The sequence below is a fragment of the Candidatus Poriferisocius sp. genome (assembly GCF_965219775.1).
Classification (GTDB): domain Bacteria; phylum Actinomycetota; class Acidimicrobiia; order Acidimicrobiales; family Bin134; genus Poriferisocius.
In genome coordinates, this window is sequence record NZ_OZ244793.1 from 3,340,779 (window position 1) to 3,355,727 (window position 14,949).

At 70.2% G+C, this 14,949-nt stretch carries 14 protein-coding genes; 9 read left to right on the forward strand and 5 right to left on the reverse strand.

Annotation, left to right across the window (positions count from 1 at the left end):
* Nucleotides 1-80: 80 nt before the first annotated feature.
* From ACOQPQ_RS15120 to ACOQPQ_RS15130, 3 genes are read right to left on the reverse strand one after another with little or no spacing between them, the layout of a single operon-like run.
* On the reverse strand, nucleotides 81-1,127 hold the full coding sequence (locus tag ACOQPQ_RS15120) for a TIGR03617 family F420-dependent LLM class oxidoreductase (RefSeq protein WP_420640241.1): 1,047 nt from the start codon (nucleotides 1,125-1,127) through the stop codon (nucleotides 81-83).
* 22 nt (nucleotides 1,128-1,149) lie between these two features.
* Nucleotides 1,150-2,019: a proteasome assembly chaperone family protein gene (locus ACOQPQ_RS15125; RefSeq protein ID WP_420640242.1), complete on the reverse strand. Its 870-nt coding sequence runs from the start codon at nucleotides 2,017-2,019 to the stop codon at nucleotides 1,150-1,152.
* 58 nt (nucleotides 2,020-2,077) lie between these two features.
* Nucleotides 2,078-3,112, reverse strand: a complete 1,035-nt coding sequence (locus ACOQPQ_RS15130; RefSeq protein ID WP_420640243.1) for a phosphotransferase family protein — start codon at nucleotides 3,110-3,112, stop codon at nucleotides 2,078-2,080.
* A gap of 121 nt (nucleotides 3,113-3,233) precedes the next feature.
* Between ACOQPQ_RS15130 and ACOQPQ_RS15135 the strand changes: the two genes are divergently transcribed.
* From ACOQPQ_RS15135 to holA, 5 genes are all read left to right on the forward strand, one after another.
* Nucleotides 3,234-3,938 carry a tetratricopeptide repeat protein gene (locus tag ACOQPQ_RS15135; protein ID WP_420640244.1) on the forward strand — a complete coding sequence of 235 codons (705 nt, stop codon included), beginning with the start codon at nucleotides 3,234-3,236 and terminating at the stop codon, nucleotides 3,936-3,938.
* 154 nt (nucleotides 3,939-4,092) lie between these two features.
* A complete protein-coding gene (locus ACOQPQ_RS15140; RefSeq protein ID WP_420640245.1) occupies nucleotides 4,093-4,776 on the forward strand; it encodes a ComEA family DNA-binding protein in 684 nt (227 codons plus the stop codon).
* 19 nt (nucleotides 4,777-4,795) lie between these two features.
* A complete protein-coding gene (locus tag ACOQPQ_RS15145) occupies nucleotides 4,796-6,577 on the forward strand; it encodes a ComEC/Rec2 family competence protein (RefSeq protein ID WP_420640246.1) in 1,782 nt (593 codons plus the stop codon).
* Entirely contained in the window at nucleotides 6,574-7,416 is an 843-nt protein-coding gene (gene folP / locus ACOQPQ_RS15150; RefSeq protein WP_420640247.1) for a dihydropteroate synthase, read from the forward strand. The genes ACOQPQ_RS15145 and folP overlap by 4 nt, the downstream gene beginning before the upstream one ends.
* 47 nt (nucleotides 7,417-7,463) lie before the next feature.
* Complete coding sequence (gene holA, locus ACOQPQ_RS15155; RefSeq protein WP_420640248.1) at nucleotides 7,464-8,477, forward strand: DNA polymerase III subunit delta; 1,014 nt, start codon at nucleotides 7,464-7,466, stop codon at nucleotides 8,475-8,477.
* Between the two features lie 43 nt (nucleotides 8,478-8,520).
* Here the strand turns inward: holA and rpsT are convergent, their stop codons facing one another.
* Complete coding sequence (gene rpsT / locus ACOQPQ_RS15160; RefSeq protein ID WP_420640249.1) at nucleotides 8,521-8,790, reverse strand: 30S ribosomal protein S20; 270 nt, start codon at nucleotides 8,788-8,790, stop codon at nucleotides 8,521-8,523.
* Between the two features lie 136 nt (nucleotides 8,791-8,926).
* Between rpsT and lepA the strand changes: the two genes are divergently transcribed.
* Genes lepA through ACOQPQ_RS15180 form a run of 4 tightly spaced genes read left to right on the forward strand, consistent with a single transcriptional unit; the run spans nucleotide 8,927 to nucleotide 13,596 of the window.
* A complete protein-coding gene (gene lepA / locus ACOQPQ_RS15165; RefSeq protein WP_420640250.1) occupies nucleotides 8,927-10,711 on the forward strand; it encodes a translation elongation factor 4 in 1,785 nt (594 codons plus the stop codon).
* Between the two features lie 24 nt (nucleotides 10,712-10,735).
* Nucleotides 10,736-11,749 carry a heat-inducible transcriptional repressor HrcA gene (gene hrcA, locus ACOQPQ_RS15170; protein WP_420640251.1) on the forward strand — a complete coding sequence of 338 codons (1,014 nt, stop codon included), beginning with the start codon at nucleotides 10,736-10,738 and terminating at the stop codon, nucleotides 11,747-11,749.
* A gap of 9 nt (nucleotides 11,750-11,758) precedes the next feature.
* Nucleotides 11,759-12,880 (forward strand): molecular chaperone DnaJ, encoded by a 1,122-nt coding sequence (dnaJ, locus tag ACOQPQ_RS15175; protein WP_420640252.1) that lies wholly within the window; start codon nucleotides 11,759-11,761, stop codon nucleotides 12,878-12,880.
* Between the two features lie 56 nt (nucleotides 12,881-12,936).
* Nucleotides 12,937-13,596 (forward strand): RsmE family RNA methyltransferase, encoded by a 660-nt coding sequence (locus ACOQPQ_RS15180; protein WP_420640253.1) that lies wholly within the window; start codon nucleotides 12,937-12,939, stop codon nucleotides 13,594-13,596.
* Between the two features lie 41 nt (nucleotides 13,597-13,637).
* On the opposite strand, the gene ACOQPQ_RS15185 is transcribed toward ACOQPQ_RS15180, so the two are convergent.
* Complete coding sequence (locus ACOQPQ_RS15185; protein WP_420640254.1) at nucleotides 13,638-14,906, reverse strand: citrate synthase; 1,269 nt, start codon at nucleotides 14,904-14,906, stop codon at nucleotides 13,638-13,640.
* Between the last annotated feature and the right edge of the window lie 43 nt (nucleotides 14,907-14,949).

The window sequence follows — 14,949 nt, forward strand, 5'->3', positions numbered from 1 at the left end:
GAGCCTGGGCTCTCTCAGGAATCCCGGCATCGGCCGGAGACTGGGGGTCCCCGGCGGGTGCTGCGGGTAGGGGTGGGTTCTTAGCTGCGGGTGGGGATGGCGCGGAGGGCTTCGCGGACGTCGGGCCAGGGGGGGTTGGGGCGCAGGCCCTGGTTGAAGTTGAGGCGGTCGATGAGGCCGCTGTGGCTGGCGGCCACCCCCTCGGCGATGCGTTCGGGTTCGGCCACCACGGCGAAGGTGCCGAGCATGGTGTCGTCGATCACGTCGGCCATGGCCACCCACTCGCCTTGCTTGGACAACCGGTTCAGCTCGTCCTGGGCGTCACCCCAGCCGTGGTGCTCCAGCACGGGCCGGTACGCCGGGGTGGAGCCGTAGAAGGCGAGCTGCTGTTTGGCCGCCCTTGCGCTGGCCGCCATCTGCTCCTCGTTGTCCCCCGTCACGATGAACAACGGGATCGACACCTGGATGTCCTTCGGATTCCGCCCGGCCCGAGCTGCCCCCCGGGCCAACGCCGGCAGCGATACGTCCTCCAGGTACTGCGGGGTGGTGAACCCGTGGCTGATCCACCCGTCGGCCGACTCGCCCGCCACCTCGGTCATGCGGTCACCCACCGCGGCCAGGAAGATCGGCGGCGGCCCGTAGGGGTTGGGGCCGGGGCTGAACATGGGGGTCATCAGCGTGTGGCGGTAGAACTCCCCCCGAAACGACAGCCGCTCGCCCGTCTCCCACGATTCCCAAATGGCCCGGATGGCGGCGATCATCTCGCTCATCCGAGCAGCGGGCTGCGACCAGGGCATGGAGAACCGGCTGGTGATGTGGGGCTTGATCTGCGAGCCCAGCCCCAGGATGAACCGGCCTTCCGACCAGGCCTGCAGGTCCCAACCGGTGTTGGCCAGGGTCATGGGGTTGCGTGCGAAGGCCACCGCGATGGCGGTGCCCAACTCGATGGTCTCGGTGTGCTCGGCGGCCAACACCAACGGCAGGAACGGATCATGGGCCAGCTCCGCCGTCCACGCCCCGCTGTACCCGGCGGCCTCCAGGGCGGCGGCGTCGCCGGGCACATTCTGCATCAGCGCGCTGACCCTTCCGTCCGCCGAGTGCATGCCCACGCCGCCGTCCAGCTTCATCTTCGGTCCTCCGTGATCGTGGTCATTTGGATTCGTCCTGGTCGCGCAGGAAGCGCTCCAGCTCCGCAGCCAGCTCGTCGCCGCTCGGGATGTTGGCTTCCTCTTCGCCCACCGTGGTGTCGTAGGCGCTCTCCAGGCGGCCGAGCAGCCGCTTGTGGTTGGCGTTCTTGGCGATCATGGCATCCAGCCGCGTCGACACCTCCATCCCCTCGGCGATCAGCGGCGCCGGGTCGAACCGCAATTCAGCCGCCGCCCGCAGCCCCTGAAACAGGGCCGCGGTGGCCGCCGGAAACGGGGAGCCCGCGGCGTAGTGGGGCACCTGGGCCCACACCGACACCGTCTCCACCCCGGCGGCCTCGAATCGCTTGGCCAACGCCGCGCTGATCCCGGCGGGTACCTCCAGGGTGCCCTGGGGGGCGCCGAACCGCTCGATCAGATTCGGGGAGGTGCCGGTGGCCGACAGCCGTACCGGTCGGGTGTGGGGCACCGCCGCGGGATACGACCCCAACGACACCGCCCGTCTGACCCCCAACCGGGCGGCCAACTCGTCAACCGCAGCACAGAACGCCTGCCAGCGGAAGTCGGGTTCGGGGCCGTGGAGCATGAGGAACTCACGTTGGTCCAGGTCGCTCACCACCTGCAGGCGGATGCTCGGCCAGCTTATGTGGTCCACCCGGCCGTCCTGCACGGTCATGGTGGGCCGTCGGGCCCGGTGGTCCACCAGCAGGTCGGCATCGAAGGCGGCCACCAAGCCGGTGTCGTCTCCGGGCACCATGATCTCGGTGGCGTACCGCATGCCGTAGCCCGCATCCACCCAACCGTCCAGCGCGATCACCAGCACCGGGTCGTCCAAGCCGGGTTCGTGGTGGAAGACGACGAAATCGCTGCTCATGTCCGCCTCGGCCGGGGTGGGGTGGACGTTCCGGGGTCAACCGGAGCGCCGAGGCGGCTCACGCCACCTCCTCGGTGGCGTAGGCGGCCATTTTGGTGAGGGCATCCACCCGGGCGGCGAAGCTCTCCGTTCCCCGGGCCGGGGCCTTGTCGCCCATGGCCCCCCTCACGTACCGGCTGTACACGCCTTCCAGTATGCAGGCCAGCTTCCAGTGGGCAAAGGCCAGATAGAACTCGAAGTTGTCCAGTTCGCGCCCCGCCGCCTCCTGGTACAGCTCCTGCAGTTCCGCCCGCCCGGCGAACCCCGGCATGGCGGTCGGGGGGTCGTCGAGGGCGAAGTCGGCATCCTCGGGCTCGGCCCAGTACACCAGAAGCTGGGCCACGTCGGCGTTGCGGTCGCCCAGGGTACACAGCTCCCAATCCAACACGGCCAGCACCTGGCCGTCGTCGTTCACGATGCAGTTGTCCAGGCGGTAGTCGCCGTGGACGATGCCGGCGTCGCCCTGGGGCGGAATGCGGGTCACCAGGTGGTCGTGGATCTCCTGGATGAGGGGCCGGTCCTTGGTCTTGGACTCCTCGAACTGGCGCAGCCAGCGCCGAAGCTGGCGGGCGATGTAGTCCTCCTTGCGGCCCAGATCGCCGAGGCCCACCTGGTCGACGTCCACGGCGTGGATGCGGGCCATGGTGTCGGCGATGGACCTGGAGGCGGCGTGGCGCACCTCCAGGGGGAGTCGGGACGCCTCCTTGCCGGAGCGCACCACCCGCCCGTCCACGAAGTCCATCACGTAGAACGGGCGCTCGTTGACGGCTTCGTCCTCGCACAGGCCGAACGTGGCGGGCACCGGCACGTCGGTGTCGGCCAACGCCGCGATGATCTTGTGCTCCCGGCCCATGTCGTGGGCGGTGGCCAGCACCTGATACAGCGGGGGTCGTCGCAGCACGTAGGGCCGGCCGTTGACCCCGGTGACCTTGAACGTGAGGTTGGAGTGACCACCGGCGATCAACTCGAACGACAACGGCAACGCCACCTCGGGCACGTTGGCCGTGAACCAGGCGCTGACCGTGTCGGGGCGGATGCCTTGGATATGGTCCATGCAACCGGTCACGCTAGCTTTTCGCCAGAACCAATGAGACGCGGGCCCCACCAGCCCCGACGGCGAAGAAGAGTCTTGCGGCAGCACATGCCCCAGTACCGGGAAGACAGGAAGGGTTGCCATGGCCGATGTGAGTGACGCCACGTTCAACACGGCGGTGGTCGAGCGGTCGCACACCGTGCCGGTGGTGGTGGATCTTTGGGCCCCGTGGTGCGGGCCGTGCCAGACGCTGGGGCCGATTCTGGAGCGGGTGGTGGCCGCCACCGGAGGTGCGGTGGAGCTGGTCAAGGTCAACGTGGACGACAACCCCCAGACCGCCCAGGCCTTCAGGGTGCAGGGGATTCCCGCGGTGTACGGGCTGCGGGACGGCAAGGTGGTGGACGGGTTCGTGGGCGCCCAGGGTGAGGACGCGGTGACCGAGTTCGTGCAGCGTCTGTTGCCCACCGAGCAGGAGACCGAGGTGGAGGCCCTGGTGGCCGCGGGCGACGAGGCCTCCCTGCGGCGGGCCCTCGAGCTGGATCCCGACCACGAGGCAGCGGTGGTCGCCCTGGCCGAGCTGCTGGTGGCCGACGACCACGCCGACGAGGCATTGGAGCTGTTGGAGCGGATTCCCGAGACGGCCGAGGTCCGCCGGGTGGCCGCCTTGGCCCGCACCGGGGGCGACAACGCCGATCACGACGTGGAGGCCCGTCTGGAGGATTTGCTCGGACGGGTGAAGGCCGACCCCGACGCCCGCCAGGAGTTCGTGGACCTCCTGGAGATCATGGGCGCCGACGATCCCCGCACCGCGGGCTACCGCCGCCGCCTCACCACCCAGCTCTACTGAGCATCGGCCAGCCGGCCGCGCCTCGGCCCAGGGGTCGTCGCCGACCAGCAACCCCCGGCGTCTTCTCTTTGGCCCTGTCGAAGCCGAGTTGGGGCTGATAGCCTGAGGGGGCTTCCCCCGCCACCGGAACGGCGCCACGCGCCCGGAACGGCCCATGGAAGAACCCTCGCTGCCCCCGCCCCGGCCCAGCCCGGCCGATCGGGCCCGGGAGATGTGGGACGACTACCGCCACCATCTCACCGGTCCCAAGCTGGCGTTGGCCGGACTCGGGCTGGTCATCGTGATCGCGGTGGCCGCCTACGCCGTGACGAGCGGCGGCCAACCACCCCGCCCCGAGGCGATCATCCCCATGGCCACGCCGCTACCCGCCCCGGCGGTTCCCACCGCCGAACCCACCCCCATCCTGGTCCATGCCGCCGGGGCCGTGCTGTCGCCGGGGGTCTATCTCTTCTCGGGCGAGGCTCGGGTACTCGATCTGGTGGAAGCCGCCGGCGGGCTGGCCGCCGACGCCGACTACGACCGGGTCAACCTGGCCAACATCTTGTTCGACGGTCAACGGGTGTACATCCCCCGACTCGGGGAGGCGGTCATTCCCCCGGCGGTGGGGGGAAGCGGGCCGGCCGGGGGCGAAGCCGGCCTGCGGTCGGGCCCCCTGGACCTCAACGCCGCCACCGCCGAGCAGCTCCAGTCCCTGCCGGGGGTGGGGCCCGCCATCGCCGAGGCCATCGTGGAGCACCGCCGGCGCATCGGCGGCTTCTCCAGCGTGGACGGGTTGTTGGCCGTGTCGGGCATCGGCCCCGCCAAACTGGAGCAGATCCGAGACTTGGTAGCGGTGTGAGCCTGAGCCCCCGCTGGCGGTGAGCGATCGCCAGACCGTGGTGCTGGCCGTGGCCGCCGTGGTGGGGGCCTGGTGGTCGGCGGCGGTACCCGTGGTCCCGGTGGCGGCGTTGGGCGTGGTGGCCGTGGCCGCCCGCCGACCGTGGCTGCTGGTGGTGGCGGTGGCGTTGCTCAGCTCCACGCTGGGGGCCCGGGCGTGGGCCGGCCTCGGCCCGGTGGAACCGGCCGCCTTCGCCGGGGAGGTCGCCCTGGTGTCCGACCCCGTTCCGGTGGGCCAGGGGATGCGGGCCGACGTGCGGGCCGACGGTCGCCGCTACGAGGCCTGGGCCTACGGGCGATCCGCTCGCGCCCTCGGCGAGCGCCTGGCGGGCGACCGCATCAGGGTCAGCGGCAGCACCCGACCCATCGACCCGCTGCCCGACTACCTGGCCGCCCGCCACATCGCCAACCGCCTGAGCATCGACGAGGTCGGCGCCCACCGCCCCGGATGGCTGCCCTTTCGGGTGGCCAACTGGCTGCGCCGCACCATCGCCCGAGGGGCCGAGCCGCTGGACGACGACCGCCACGCCCTGTTCACCGGGCTGTCCTACGGCGACGACCGCCAACAGTCGCCGGTGGTGTCCGACGACTTTCGGGCGGCGGGCCTCACCCACTTGTTGGCCGTGTCCGGGCAGAACGTGGCCTTTGTGCTCATCTTGGCTCGCCCCTTGATCGAGCGCTTCGACTACCGGGGTCGCTGGGTGCTCACCCTGGGCTTCATCGCCTTCTTCGCCTTGGTCACCCGGTTCGAACCCTCGGTGCTGCGGGCCACGGCCATGGCCGCCATCGCCGCCACCGGCACCCTGCTGGGACGGGAGGTGTCCGGACGCCGCTTGCTGGCGCTGGCCGTGACCCTGTTGGTGGTGGTCGATCCGCTGCTGGTCCACTCGGTGGCCTTCCGGCTGTCGGTGGCCGCGTCAGCGGGCATCATCTTGTGGGCCCCCCGGCTGGCCGAACGCCTGCCCGGCCCCCGGTTGTTGGCCGAGGCCCTGGCCGTGACCGTCTCGGCCCAAATGGCGGTGGCCCCCCTGCTGGTGGCCACCTTCGGCGGGGTGCCGGTGGCTTCGCTCCCCGCCAACCTGCTGGCCGCCCCGGTGGCCGGCCCGGTCATGATGTGGAGCCTCTCGGCCGGGGTGGTCGCCGGGATCGTGGGCGGTTGGCCGGCTCAGCTCATCCATTGGCCCACCGGTGTGGCCATCGGCTGGATTCAGGGGGTGGCCGCCTGGGCGGCGTCGGCCCGGCTGGGGGAGTTGCGGGGGCCGCACCTCGTGGTGGTGGTCGTGGGCGCGGGGGTCTGGTGGCTGGGCCGCCAACGGCACTTCCGGGCCACCGCGGCGGTCGGGTTGGTGGCGGTGCTGCTGGTGCCCGCAATGTCGTTGCGCCTCACCCAACCGCCGCTGCATGCGGTGCTCGACTCCGGGGTCGAGGTGTGGCGAAGCGAGGAGACGGTGGTGGTGGCCCTCGGCGCCAACCGGTCGACCGAGCGGCTGCTGGAGGATGTGCGGCGGGCGGGGGTGGGGTCGGTGGATCTGGTGGTGGCCGACCCGGGCACCCGTGACCAGCGGGATCAGGTGCTTTCGCTGTCGGAGCGCATGGGGGTGGGGGCGGTGATCGCCCCGCCCGGTCACCGGGTGGGTGGGGCCACCACCGTGCGAGCGGGTCAGCGGCTCTTGGTCGGTGCCCTGTGGGTGGAGGTGATGGCGCACGATCCCCGCCTCGTGGTGACGATCACCCCGACCGGAGGTGTAGCGTCGCCGTCGTGATCGTGGAGCTCGGGCCCCACCGCTACGACGTGACCACCCGGGCGTTGGTCATGGGCATCTTGAACCGCACGCCCGACTCGTTCTACGACGCCGGCCGCTACTGGAGTTTCGACGACTTCCTGGCCAAAGCGGCCCAACTGGTGGCCGAGGGGGCCGACGTGTTGGACGTGGGCGGGGTGAAGGCCGGCCCGGGCCCCGACGTCACCGAAACCGAGGAGATGGACAGGGTGGTTCCCGCCGTGGAGGCCCTGCGACGACGCTTCGACGTGCCCGTCTCGGTGGACACCTGGCGGGCGTCGGTGGCCCGGGAAAGCTACGCCGCCGGGGCGGTGGTGGGCAACGACATCAGCGGGTTCGCCGACCCCGACTACCTCTGGGTGGCCGCCGAGGCCGGGGCCTCGGTGGTGGCCTGCCACGTGCGCCTGGCCCCTCGGGTGGCCGACCCCGAACCGGTCTACGACGACCTGGTGGGGGAGGTGCGTCGATTCCTTTCGGAACGGGCCCACTGGGCAGTGGCTGCGGGCATCCCCCCCGAGCGGGTCCTGCTCGACGCGGGCCACGACCTGGGCAAGACCCCGCCCATGTCCACCGAGCTGTTGCGCCGGGCCGACGAGCTGTGCGACCTGGGCTTTCCCGTGTTCCTGTCGGTGTCCAACAAGGGCTTTCTGGGGACGCTGACCGGGGCCGAGGTGGGGGACCGGCGGGAGGCCACCCTGGCCGCTCACGCCCTGGGGGTGGGACTGGGCTGTCGGGTGCTGCGGGCCCACGACGTGGCCGGTACCCGCCGGGTGGCCGACTTCATGAGCGCCGTGCTCCAACAGCGCCGGGAGTACCGGTGAGCAGGGAGTGCGCGTGAGCAGGGAGTACCGGTGAGTGGGGAGGGGCCGTGAGCGCCACGGTGGTGTTGGTCCACGGAGGCGACGACGTGCTGTTGGGCAACGCCGTGCGGGATCGGGTGTCCGAGCTGGTGGGCGACGGCGACCGGTCGCTGATGGTGGCCGAGCTGAACGAGGCCGCCTACCTGGAGGGCGAAGAATACGTGATCTCGCCGTTGGCGGACGCCGCCCAGACGCCGCCGTTCCTCACCGAGCGCCGGGTGGTGGTCGGCCGGGAGCTGGGCCGCTTCGCCTCGGCCGACGCCCTCAAGCCGCTGCTCGGCTACCTGGCCGATCCGCTGGCCACCACCGACCTGGTGCTGGTGTGGGAGAAAGGGCCCGCCCTGCAGCGGCTCGGCGCAGTGCCCAAGAAACTGTCCGAAGCGGTGACCGCCGCCGGCGGTGAGGTGATCGGTGCCGGCGTCCCCCGGGGCCGGGACGGAACCGGGAAGTGGATGGACGCCCAGATCGCGGCCGCCGGTCTGCGCCTTCGGGCCGGCGCCAAGCGGTTGCTGGCCGACCACCTGGGGGAGGACATGAGTCGCCTGCCCGGGCTGCTGGCCACCCTGGGTGCCGCCCACGGCCCCGACCGGGCCCTGGATGTGGACGACGTGGCCCCCTTCATCGGCGAGGCCGGTTCGGTGCCGCCCTGGGAGCTGACCGACGCAGTGGCCTCCGGGAAGATACCCGAGGCCCTGGACAAGCTGCGCCGGATGCTCCATGCCGGGGGCCGCAACGAAATGCAGGTGCTGGCCTCCCTGTCCAACCACTACGCCCGACTGCTGCGCCTCGACGGGGCGGACGTGGTGGACGAGAAGCAGGCGGCCGAGCTTCTCGGGATCAAGGGCTCCACCTTTCCGGCCCGCAAGGCCCTGAATCAGTCACGGAAACTGGGCACCAAGCGGGTGGCCCGGTCTTTCGAGCTGTTGGCCCAAGCCGACCTGGACCTGCGCGGGGCCACTGCCTTGCCGCCTGAGGCGGTACTGGAAGTGCTGGTGGCCCGCCTGACCCAGTTGAACCGCTAGGCGCAGGGCTCCGGGGGGGGGTCGCTATTTCTGCGACACACCACTAACCGGCCTGGAGCCGGTTCAGGCGCTTCATCAGCCGGGACTTGCGCCGGGCGGCGGTGTTGGGGTGCAGCACGCCCTTGGCGGCCGCTTTGTCGATGCGCTTGATGGCCAGTCGAGCCGCCGCTTCGACCTCCTCGGCGTCACCGTGTTCGGCCAATTCCTCGGCATTGCGGGTGCGGGTGTTGATCTCCGAGCGCACCGCACGGTTGCGTTGGCGGCGCTTCTCGTTCTGGCGGTTGCGCTTTATCTGGCTCTTGATGTTTGCCACAGAAGGACAACTCTACCGTTCACCACCCCACCCCACCACACGGGGAGGCCGCATAGACATCGACCCACCCGACCACACAGGGGCCGCACCGGCATAGGGCACCCCGGCCACAGGGCGGTAGCGTTACGGGGTTCTCATGGACCTCTCTCGCATCCGCAACACGTCGATCATCGCCCACATCGACCACGGGAAGTCCACCCTGGCCGACCGCATGCTGGAGCTGTGCGGGGCCGTCGATCCCCGGGAGATGCGGGCCCAGTACCTCGACACCATGGACCTGGAGCGGGAGCGGGGCATCACCATCAAGCTGCAAAGCGTCCGCCTCGATCACCGGGGCCACGTCATCAACCTCATCGACACCCCTGGCCACGTGGACTTCGGCTACGAGGTGAGCCGCTCGCTGGCAGCCTGCGAGTCGGTGATCCTGCTGGTGGACGCCGCCCAGGGCATCGAAGCCCAGACGCTGGCCAACTGCTATCAGGCGTTGGAGAACGACCTGGAGGTGGTGGCCGTACTCAACAAGATCGACCTGCCCGCGGCCGAGCCCGAACGCCGGGCCGAGGAGATCGAACAGGTGCTGGGCATCGCCGCCGAGGACGTGCTCACCATCAGCGCCAAGACCGGCGAGGGGGTACCGGAGCTGTTGGACGCGGTGGTGGCTCGCACCCCGCCGCCGGTGGGTGACGCCGACGCCCCGCTGCAGGCCCTGATCTTCGACTCCCACTTCGACCAGTACCGAGGGGTGGTCAGCTCGGTGCGGGTCATCAACGGAAAGCTGTCGTCGGGGGCGGCCATCCGGTTCATGCAGGCCCGCACCGACCGGGAAGCCGACGAGATCGGTGTCTGGCGCCCCCGGCCGACACCGGTGCAGGAGCTGGGGCCCGGCGAGGTGGGCTACCTCATCGCGGGCATGAAGAACGTGTCCGAGGCCCGCTCCGGGGAGACGGTCACCTCCACCCGCCACGGCGCCACCGAGCCCCTGGCCGGCTACCAGGAGCCCAAGTCCATGGTGTTCTGCGGGCTGTACCCCATCGACGGCGACGAGTTCGCCGCCCTGCGCGACTCCCTGGAGCGGCTGCGGGTGAGCGACTCCAGCTTCAACTACCAGCCGGAATCCTCGGGAGCCCTGGGCTTCGGCTTCCGCTGCGGCTTCCTCGGGCTGTTGCACATGGAGATCGTGCGGGAGCGCCTCGAACGGGAGTTCGGCGTCAGCCTGATCGCCACCGCCCCCTCGGTGGCCTACCGGGTGGAGTTGGACGGCGGCCAGGAGCTGGAGGTGGACAACCCCTCGGCCATGCCCCCGGCCGCGGAGATTCGGGGCATCCAGGAGCCCATGTTGGCCGCCACCATCATCGCCCCCTCCGACTACACCGGCACCCTCATGGAGCTGTGCCAGGCCCGGCGGGGAGAACTGAAGAAGCTGGAGTACCTGTCGCCCGAACGGGTGGAGCTGTCCTACCGGCTGCCCCTGGCCGAGGTGGTGGTGGACTTCTTCGACCAGCTCAAGAGCCGCACCCAGGGGTACGCCAGTTTGGACTACGAGCCCGACGGCTACGCCGGGGCCGACCTCACCAAGGTGGACATCCTGCTCCAGCACGAGCCGGTGGACGCCTTCAGCTCCATCGTCCACCGGGATGCGGCCTACACCTACGGCCGGCGCATGACCGACAAGCTGAAGGAACTCATCCCCCGCCAGCAGTTCGACGTGCCCATTCAGGCGGCCATCGGCGGCAAGATCATCGCCCGGGAGACGGTCAAGGCCTTCCGCAAGGACGTCACCGCCAAACTCTACGGCGGGGATGTGACCCGCAAGCGCAAGCTGTTGGAGAACCAGAAGGCGGGCAAGAAGAAGATGAAGGCCATCGGGCGGGTGGACGTGCCCCAGGAGGCGTTCATCTCCGCCCTGCGGCTCGAAGACTGACGGCCCGGTAGTATCCCCATTCTGATGAGCAGCCAACACGCCACGCTCTCGGGCCGCAAGGCCGCCGTGCTGCGGGCTGTCGTGGAGGGATACATCTCCACCACCCAGCCGGTGGGTTCCAATCACGTGTCGGAAATCGCCGACCTGGGAGTGTCGCCCGCCACTGTCCGCAACGAGATGCTGGCGTTGGAGCAGGCCGGCTACTTGCACCAACCCCACACCAGCGCGGGCCGGGTGCCCACCGAAAAGGGCTACCGCCACTTCGTGGATTCGCTCACCGACGTGTCCGACACCCTGGGCCGCAGCGAGCGCCGCCAGGTGCGGGACTTCTTCGAGACCACCCACAGCGAACTCGAGCAGATGCTGGCCGACACCAGCGCGCTGTTGGCCGAACTCACCGCCTACGCCGCGTTGGTGGTGGCCCCCCAGCATTCCAGCGCCACCATCCGCTCGGTGAACCTGGTGGACCTGTCGCAGTGGCAGGTGCTGGCCCTGGTCGTGTACGAGAACGGATCGGTCGACAAGCGGACCATCGAGATGGACCAGCCCGCCGGCGCAGTCGAGTTGGGCCAAGCCGCCGACGGGCTCACCGAATTTCTGGCCGGACAACCGGCGTCGGCCCTGCGGGAGCGGGGCGACACCACCCGGCTGACTCCGCTGGCCGCCCGGATTTTGGACTCGCTGGCCGACTTGAGCGACGCCGAGGAACAGCTCTACGTGGGTGGGGCCGCTCAGGTGGCCGGCCTGTTCGACGCCACCGACACGGTGCGCTCGGTGCTGGGAGTACTGGAGAAGCAGCTCGTGGTGGTGTCGTTGGTGCGCGACATCTTGGACCGGGGCTTGTCGGTGGCCATCGGCTCGGAGACCGGCGAGGTCTCCCTGGCCGAGTGTTCGCTGATCGTGGCCCCCTATGAGGTGGCCGGCCGACCGGTGGGGTCCATCGGGGTGCTGGGTCCCACCCGCATGAACTACCCCCAGGCCCTGGCCGCGGTGGCGGTGGTCAGCCAGAACCTGGGCGATCGGCTGTCGTCGCCCTAGTACCCGCCCATGACCACCGACTTCTACGACCTGCTCGGCGTGAGCCGGGACGCCACCGAGGATGACCTCAAACGGGCGTTTCGCAAGCTGGCCCGTAAGTACCACCCCGACGCCAATCCCGACAATGCCGAGGCCGAGGCCCGTTTCAAGGAGATCGCGCTGGCCTACGAGACGCTGAGCGACCCCCAGAAGCGGGCCCATTACGACCGCTTCGGCACCGCGCCGGGGGCCGGCGGTGGCGGCGATCCCTTCTCGGGGATGAACCTGGGCGACCTGTTCGACGCCTTCTTCGGCGGCGCCAGTCCTTTCGGGGGCACCACTTTCGGGGGCGGTCGGGCCCGGACCGGGCCCCAGCGGGGCGCCGACCTGGAGGCGGTGCTCACCCTGGCCTTCGAGGATGCGGTGTTGGGCACCGACGCCGAGGTCACCGTGCGCACCGCCTCGGTGTGCGAGCCCTGCGACGGTCGGGGCACCGCCGAGGGCACCCAGCCCATCACGTGCGGGACGTGCGGCGGCATCGGGCAGGTGCAGCGAACCCGGCAGTCGATCATGGGCCAGATGGTCACCCGCACGGTGTGCGACACCTGCGGCGGCACCGGCGAGCTGATCTCCGACCCGTGTACCGCGTGTCGGGGGGACGGCCGGGTGGTGGGCGACCGCGACTACACCGTCACCGTGCCCGCAGGGGTGAATCAGGGGTCCACGTTGCGGGTGGCCCGCCGGGGCGCGGCCGGGCCCCGAGGCGGCCCGCCGGGTGACCTGTACGTACACATCGAGGTCCGCCCTCACCAGCGGTTCGAGCGCGACGGCGACAGCCTGATCGGCGAACTTCCCTTGACCATGGCCCAAGCCGCCCTCGGGACCAACGTGAAGTACGAGACCCTGGACGGGGTGGAGGATCTGGAGGTGCCCGCCGGCACCCAGGGCGGGCAGGTGTTCCGCATCCGGGGGAGGGGGGTGCCCCGCCTGGAGGGCCGTGGTCGGGGTGACCTGTTGGTGCAGGCCAGGGTGGAGACGCCCACCGGGCTCAGCGACGACGAGATCGAGTTGATCCAACAACTGGCCGAGCTGCGGGGCGAGGAGGTGGCGCCCGACACCCGCAAACGCCGCCGCCAGGCCCGGAGGCGCTGACCATCTCCGGCGGGGCGGTCGCCGGGCCCACCGGGGCCGACGGTCCCCATGTGTTCGTGGCCGACGTGGAACGCCCGGAGTTGCGGAGCGAGGATCACCGGCACCTCACCCGGTCGCTGCGGCTGCGGTCTGGTGACCGGTTCACCGCCTCCGACGGGGCCGGGTCCTGGCGGGTGTGCCGGCTGGGGGCGGGCCGGGACGGCCGCGCCGAGCCCGACGGGCCGGTGGTGCGGGTGGAGGCCCCCCACCCGAACCTGACCGTCGGGTTCGCCCTCATCAAGGGCGGCCGCCCCGAGTTGGTGGTGCAGAAGCTGACCGAGCTGGGGGTGGACGCCATGGTGCCGTTCGTCGCCGACCGCAGCGTGGTGCGCTGGGACCCCGACCGGGCCGTGCGCCACACCGAGCGGCTGCGACGGGTTGTCCGGGAAGCAGCCATGCAGAGCCGCCAGGTGCGGATCCCGGCGGTGGGCGATCTCGCCGGTTTCGCCGAATTGGCCGCGCTGAGTGGGGCGATTCGGGCGGACCGGGACGGCGAACCGCCGTCGCTCGATCATCCGGTGGTGTTGATCGGCCCCGAGGGCGGATGGTCCGACAGCGAGCGCCGCCGACTCGGGGCGATGCGGCTGAGTTGGTCCGTTTTGCGGTCGGAGACCGCGGCCATCACCGCGGGCGCTTTGCTCACCGCCCTGCGGGCCGGGCTGACGTCGAGGGCGTGAGCCGAAGCCCCTAAAGCGGGGCACCGGCGAGGAGGGGCCGCCTACCGGTCGCCGATGGGGACGTAGGTGCGTTCGGTGGAACCGGTGTAGACCTGGCGGGGACGGGCGATGCGGCTGTCCTGTTCCAGGAGTTCCACCCAGTGGGCCAGCCACCCGGCGGTGCGGGCGATGGCGAACAGCACGGTGAACATCTCCACCGGAAAGCCCATCGACTGGTAGATCAGGCCCGAGTAGAAGTCCACGTTGGGATACAGCCGCCGGCTCACGAAGTAGTCGTCGGCCAGGGCCACGTCCTCCAGCTTGAGGGCGATGTCCAGGAGCGGGTTCGAGCCGGTCACCTCGAACACCTCGTAGGCGGCTTGCTTGATGATCTTGGCCCGGGGGTCGTAGTTCTTGTACACCCGGTGACCGAAACCCATCAGCCGGGTCTCGCCCGCCTTCACCCCCTTGATGAACGGGTCGATGTTCTCGTAGTGGCCGATCTCGTTCAGCATCTCCATCACCGCTTGGTTGGCCCCCCCGTGGCGGGGGCCGTACAGGGCGGTGCAGGCGGCCGCGATCACCGAGTAGGGGTCGGTGTGGGCGCTGCCCACCACCCGGGCGGTGCTGGTGGAGCAGTTCTGCCCGTGGTCGGCGTGGGTGATGAGCAACAGGTCCAACGCTCGCCGGAAGGCCGGTTCGCACTGGTAGGTGGGCTCGGCCACCTTGAACATCATCGACAGGAAGTTGGTGGCGAAGTCCAGGTCGTTGTCGGGGTATACGAAGGGCATGCCGGTGTTGAAACGGGCGCCGGCGGCGGCCACCGTGGGGACCTTGGCGATGAGCCGCACGATCTGGTGCATCCGGTTCTCGGGATCCTCGATGTCCTTGGCTTCGGGGTAGAAGGTGGACAGGGCGGCGATGGTGGACACGAACATCCCCATCGGGTGGGCGTCGTGGAGGAACGACTCCATGAACCGCTTGCGGAAGCGCTCGTGAATGAAGGTGTGATGGGTGATCTCGTCCACCCACGCCTGGTACTGGGCCGGGGTGGGCAGCTCGCCGTGGAGCAACAGGTAGGCCACCTCCAAGAAGGTGGAGTGCTCGGCGAGCTGTTCGATGGGGTAACCCCGGTAGCGGAGGATCCCGTTTTCGCCGTCCACCTCGCTGATGGCGCTGGTGGTGGCGGCGGTGGTGCTGAAGGACGGATCCAGGAACCAGACGTTGGGAAGAAGCTTGCGCCACGCCGAGGCATCCACACCGCCGTCGACAATCGGAACCTCGATCGAATCACCCGTCCGATTGTCGGTGATCGTTATGGATTCAGGCACGCAGGCCTCCTTTGCTTCCTCCCTCGTCGTGGCCGCAGCTTAC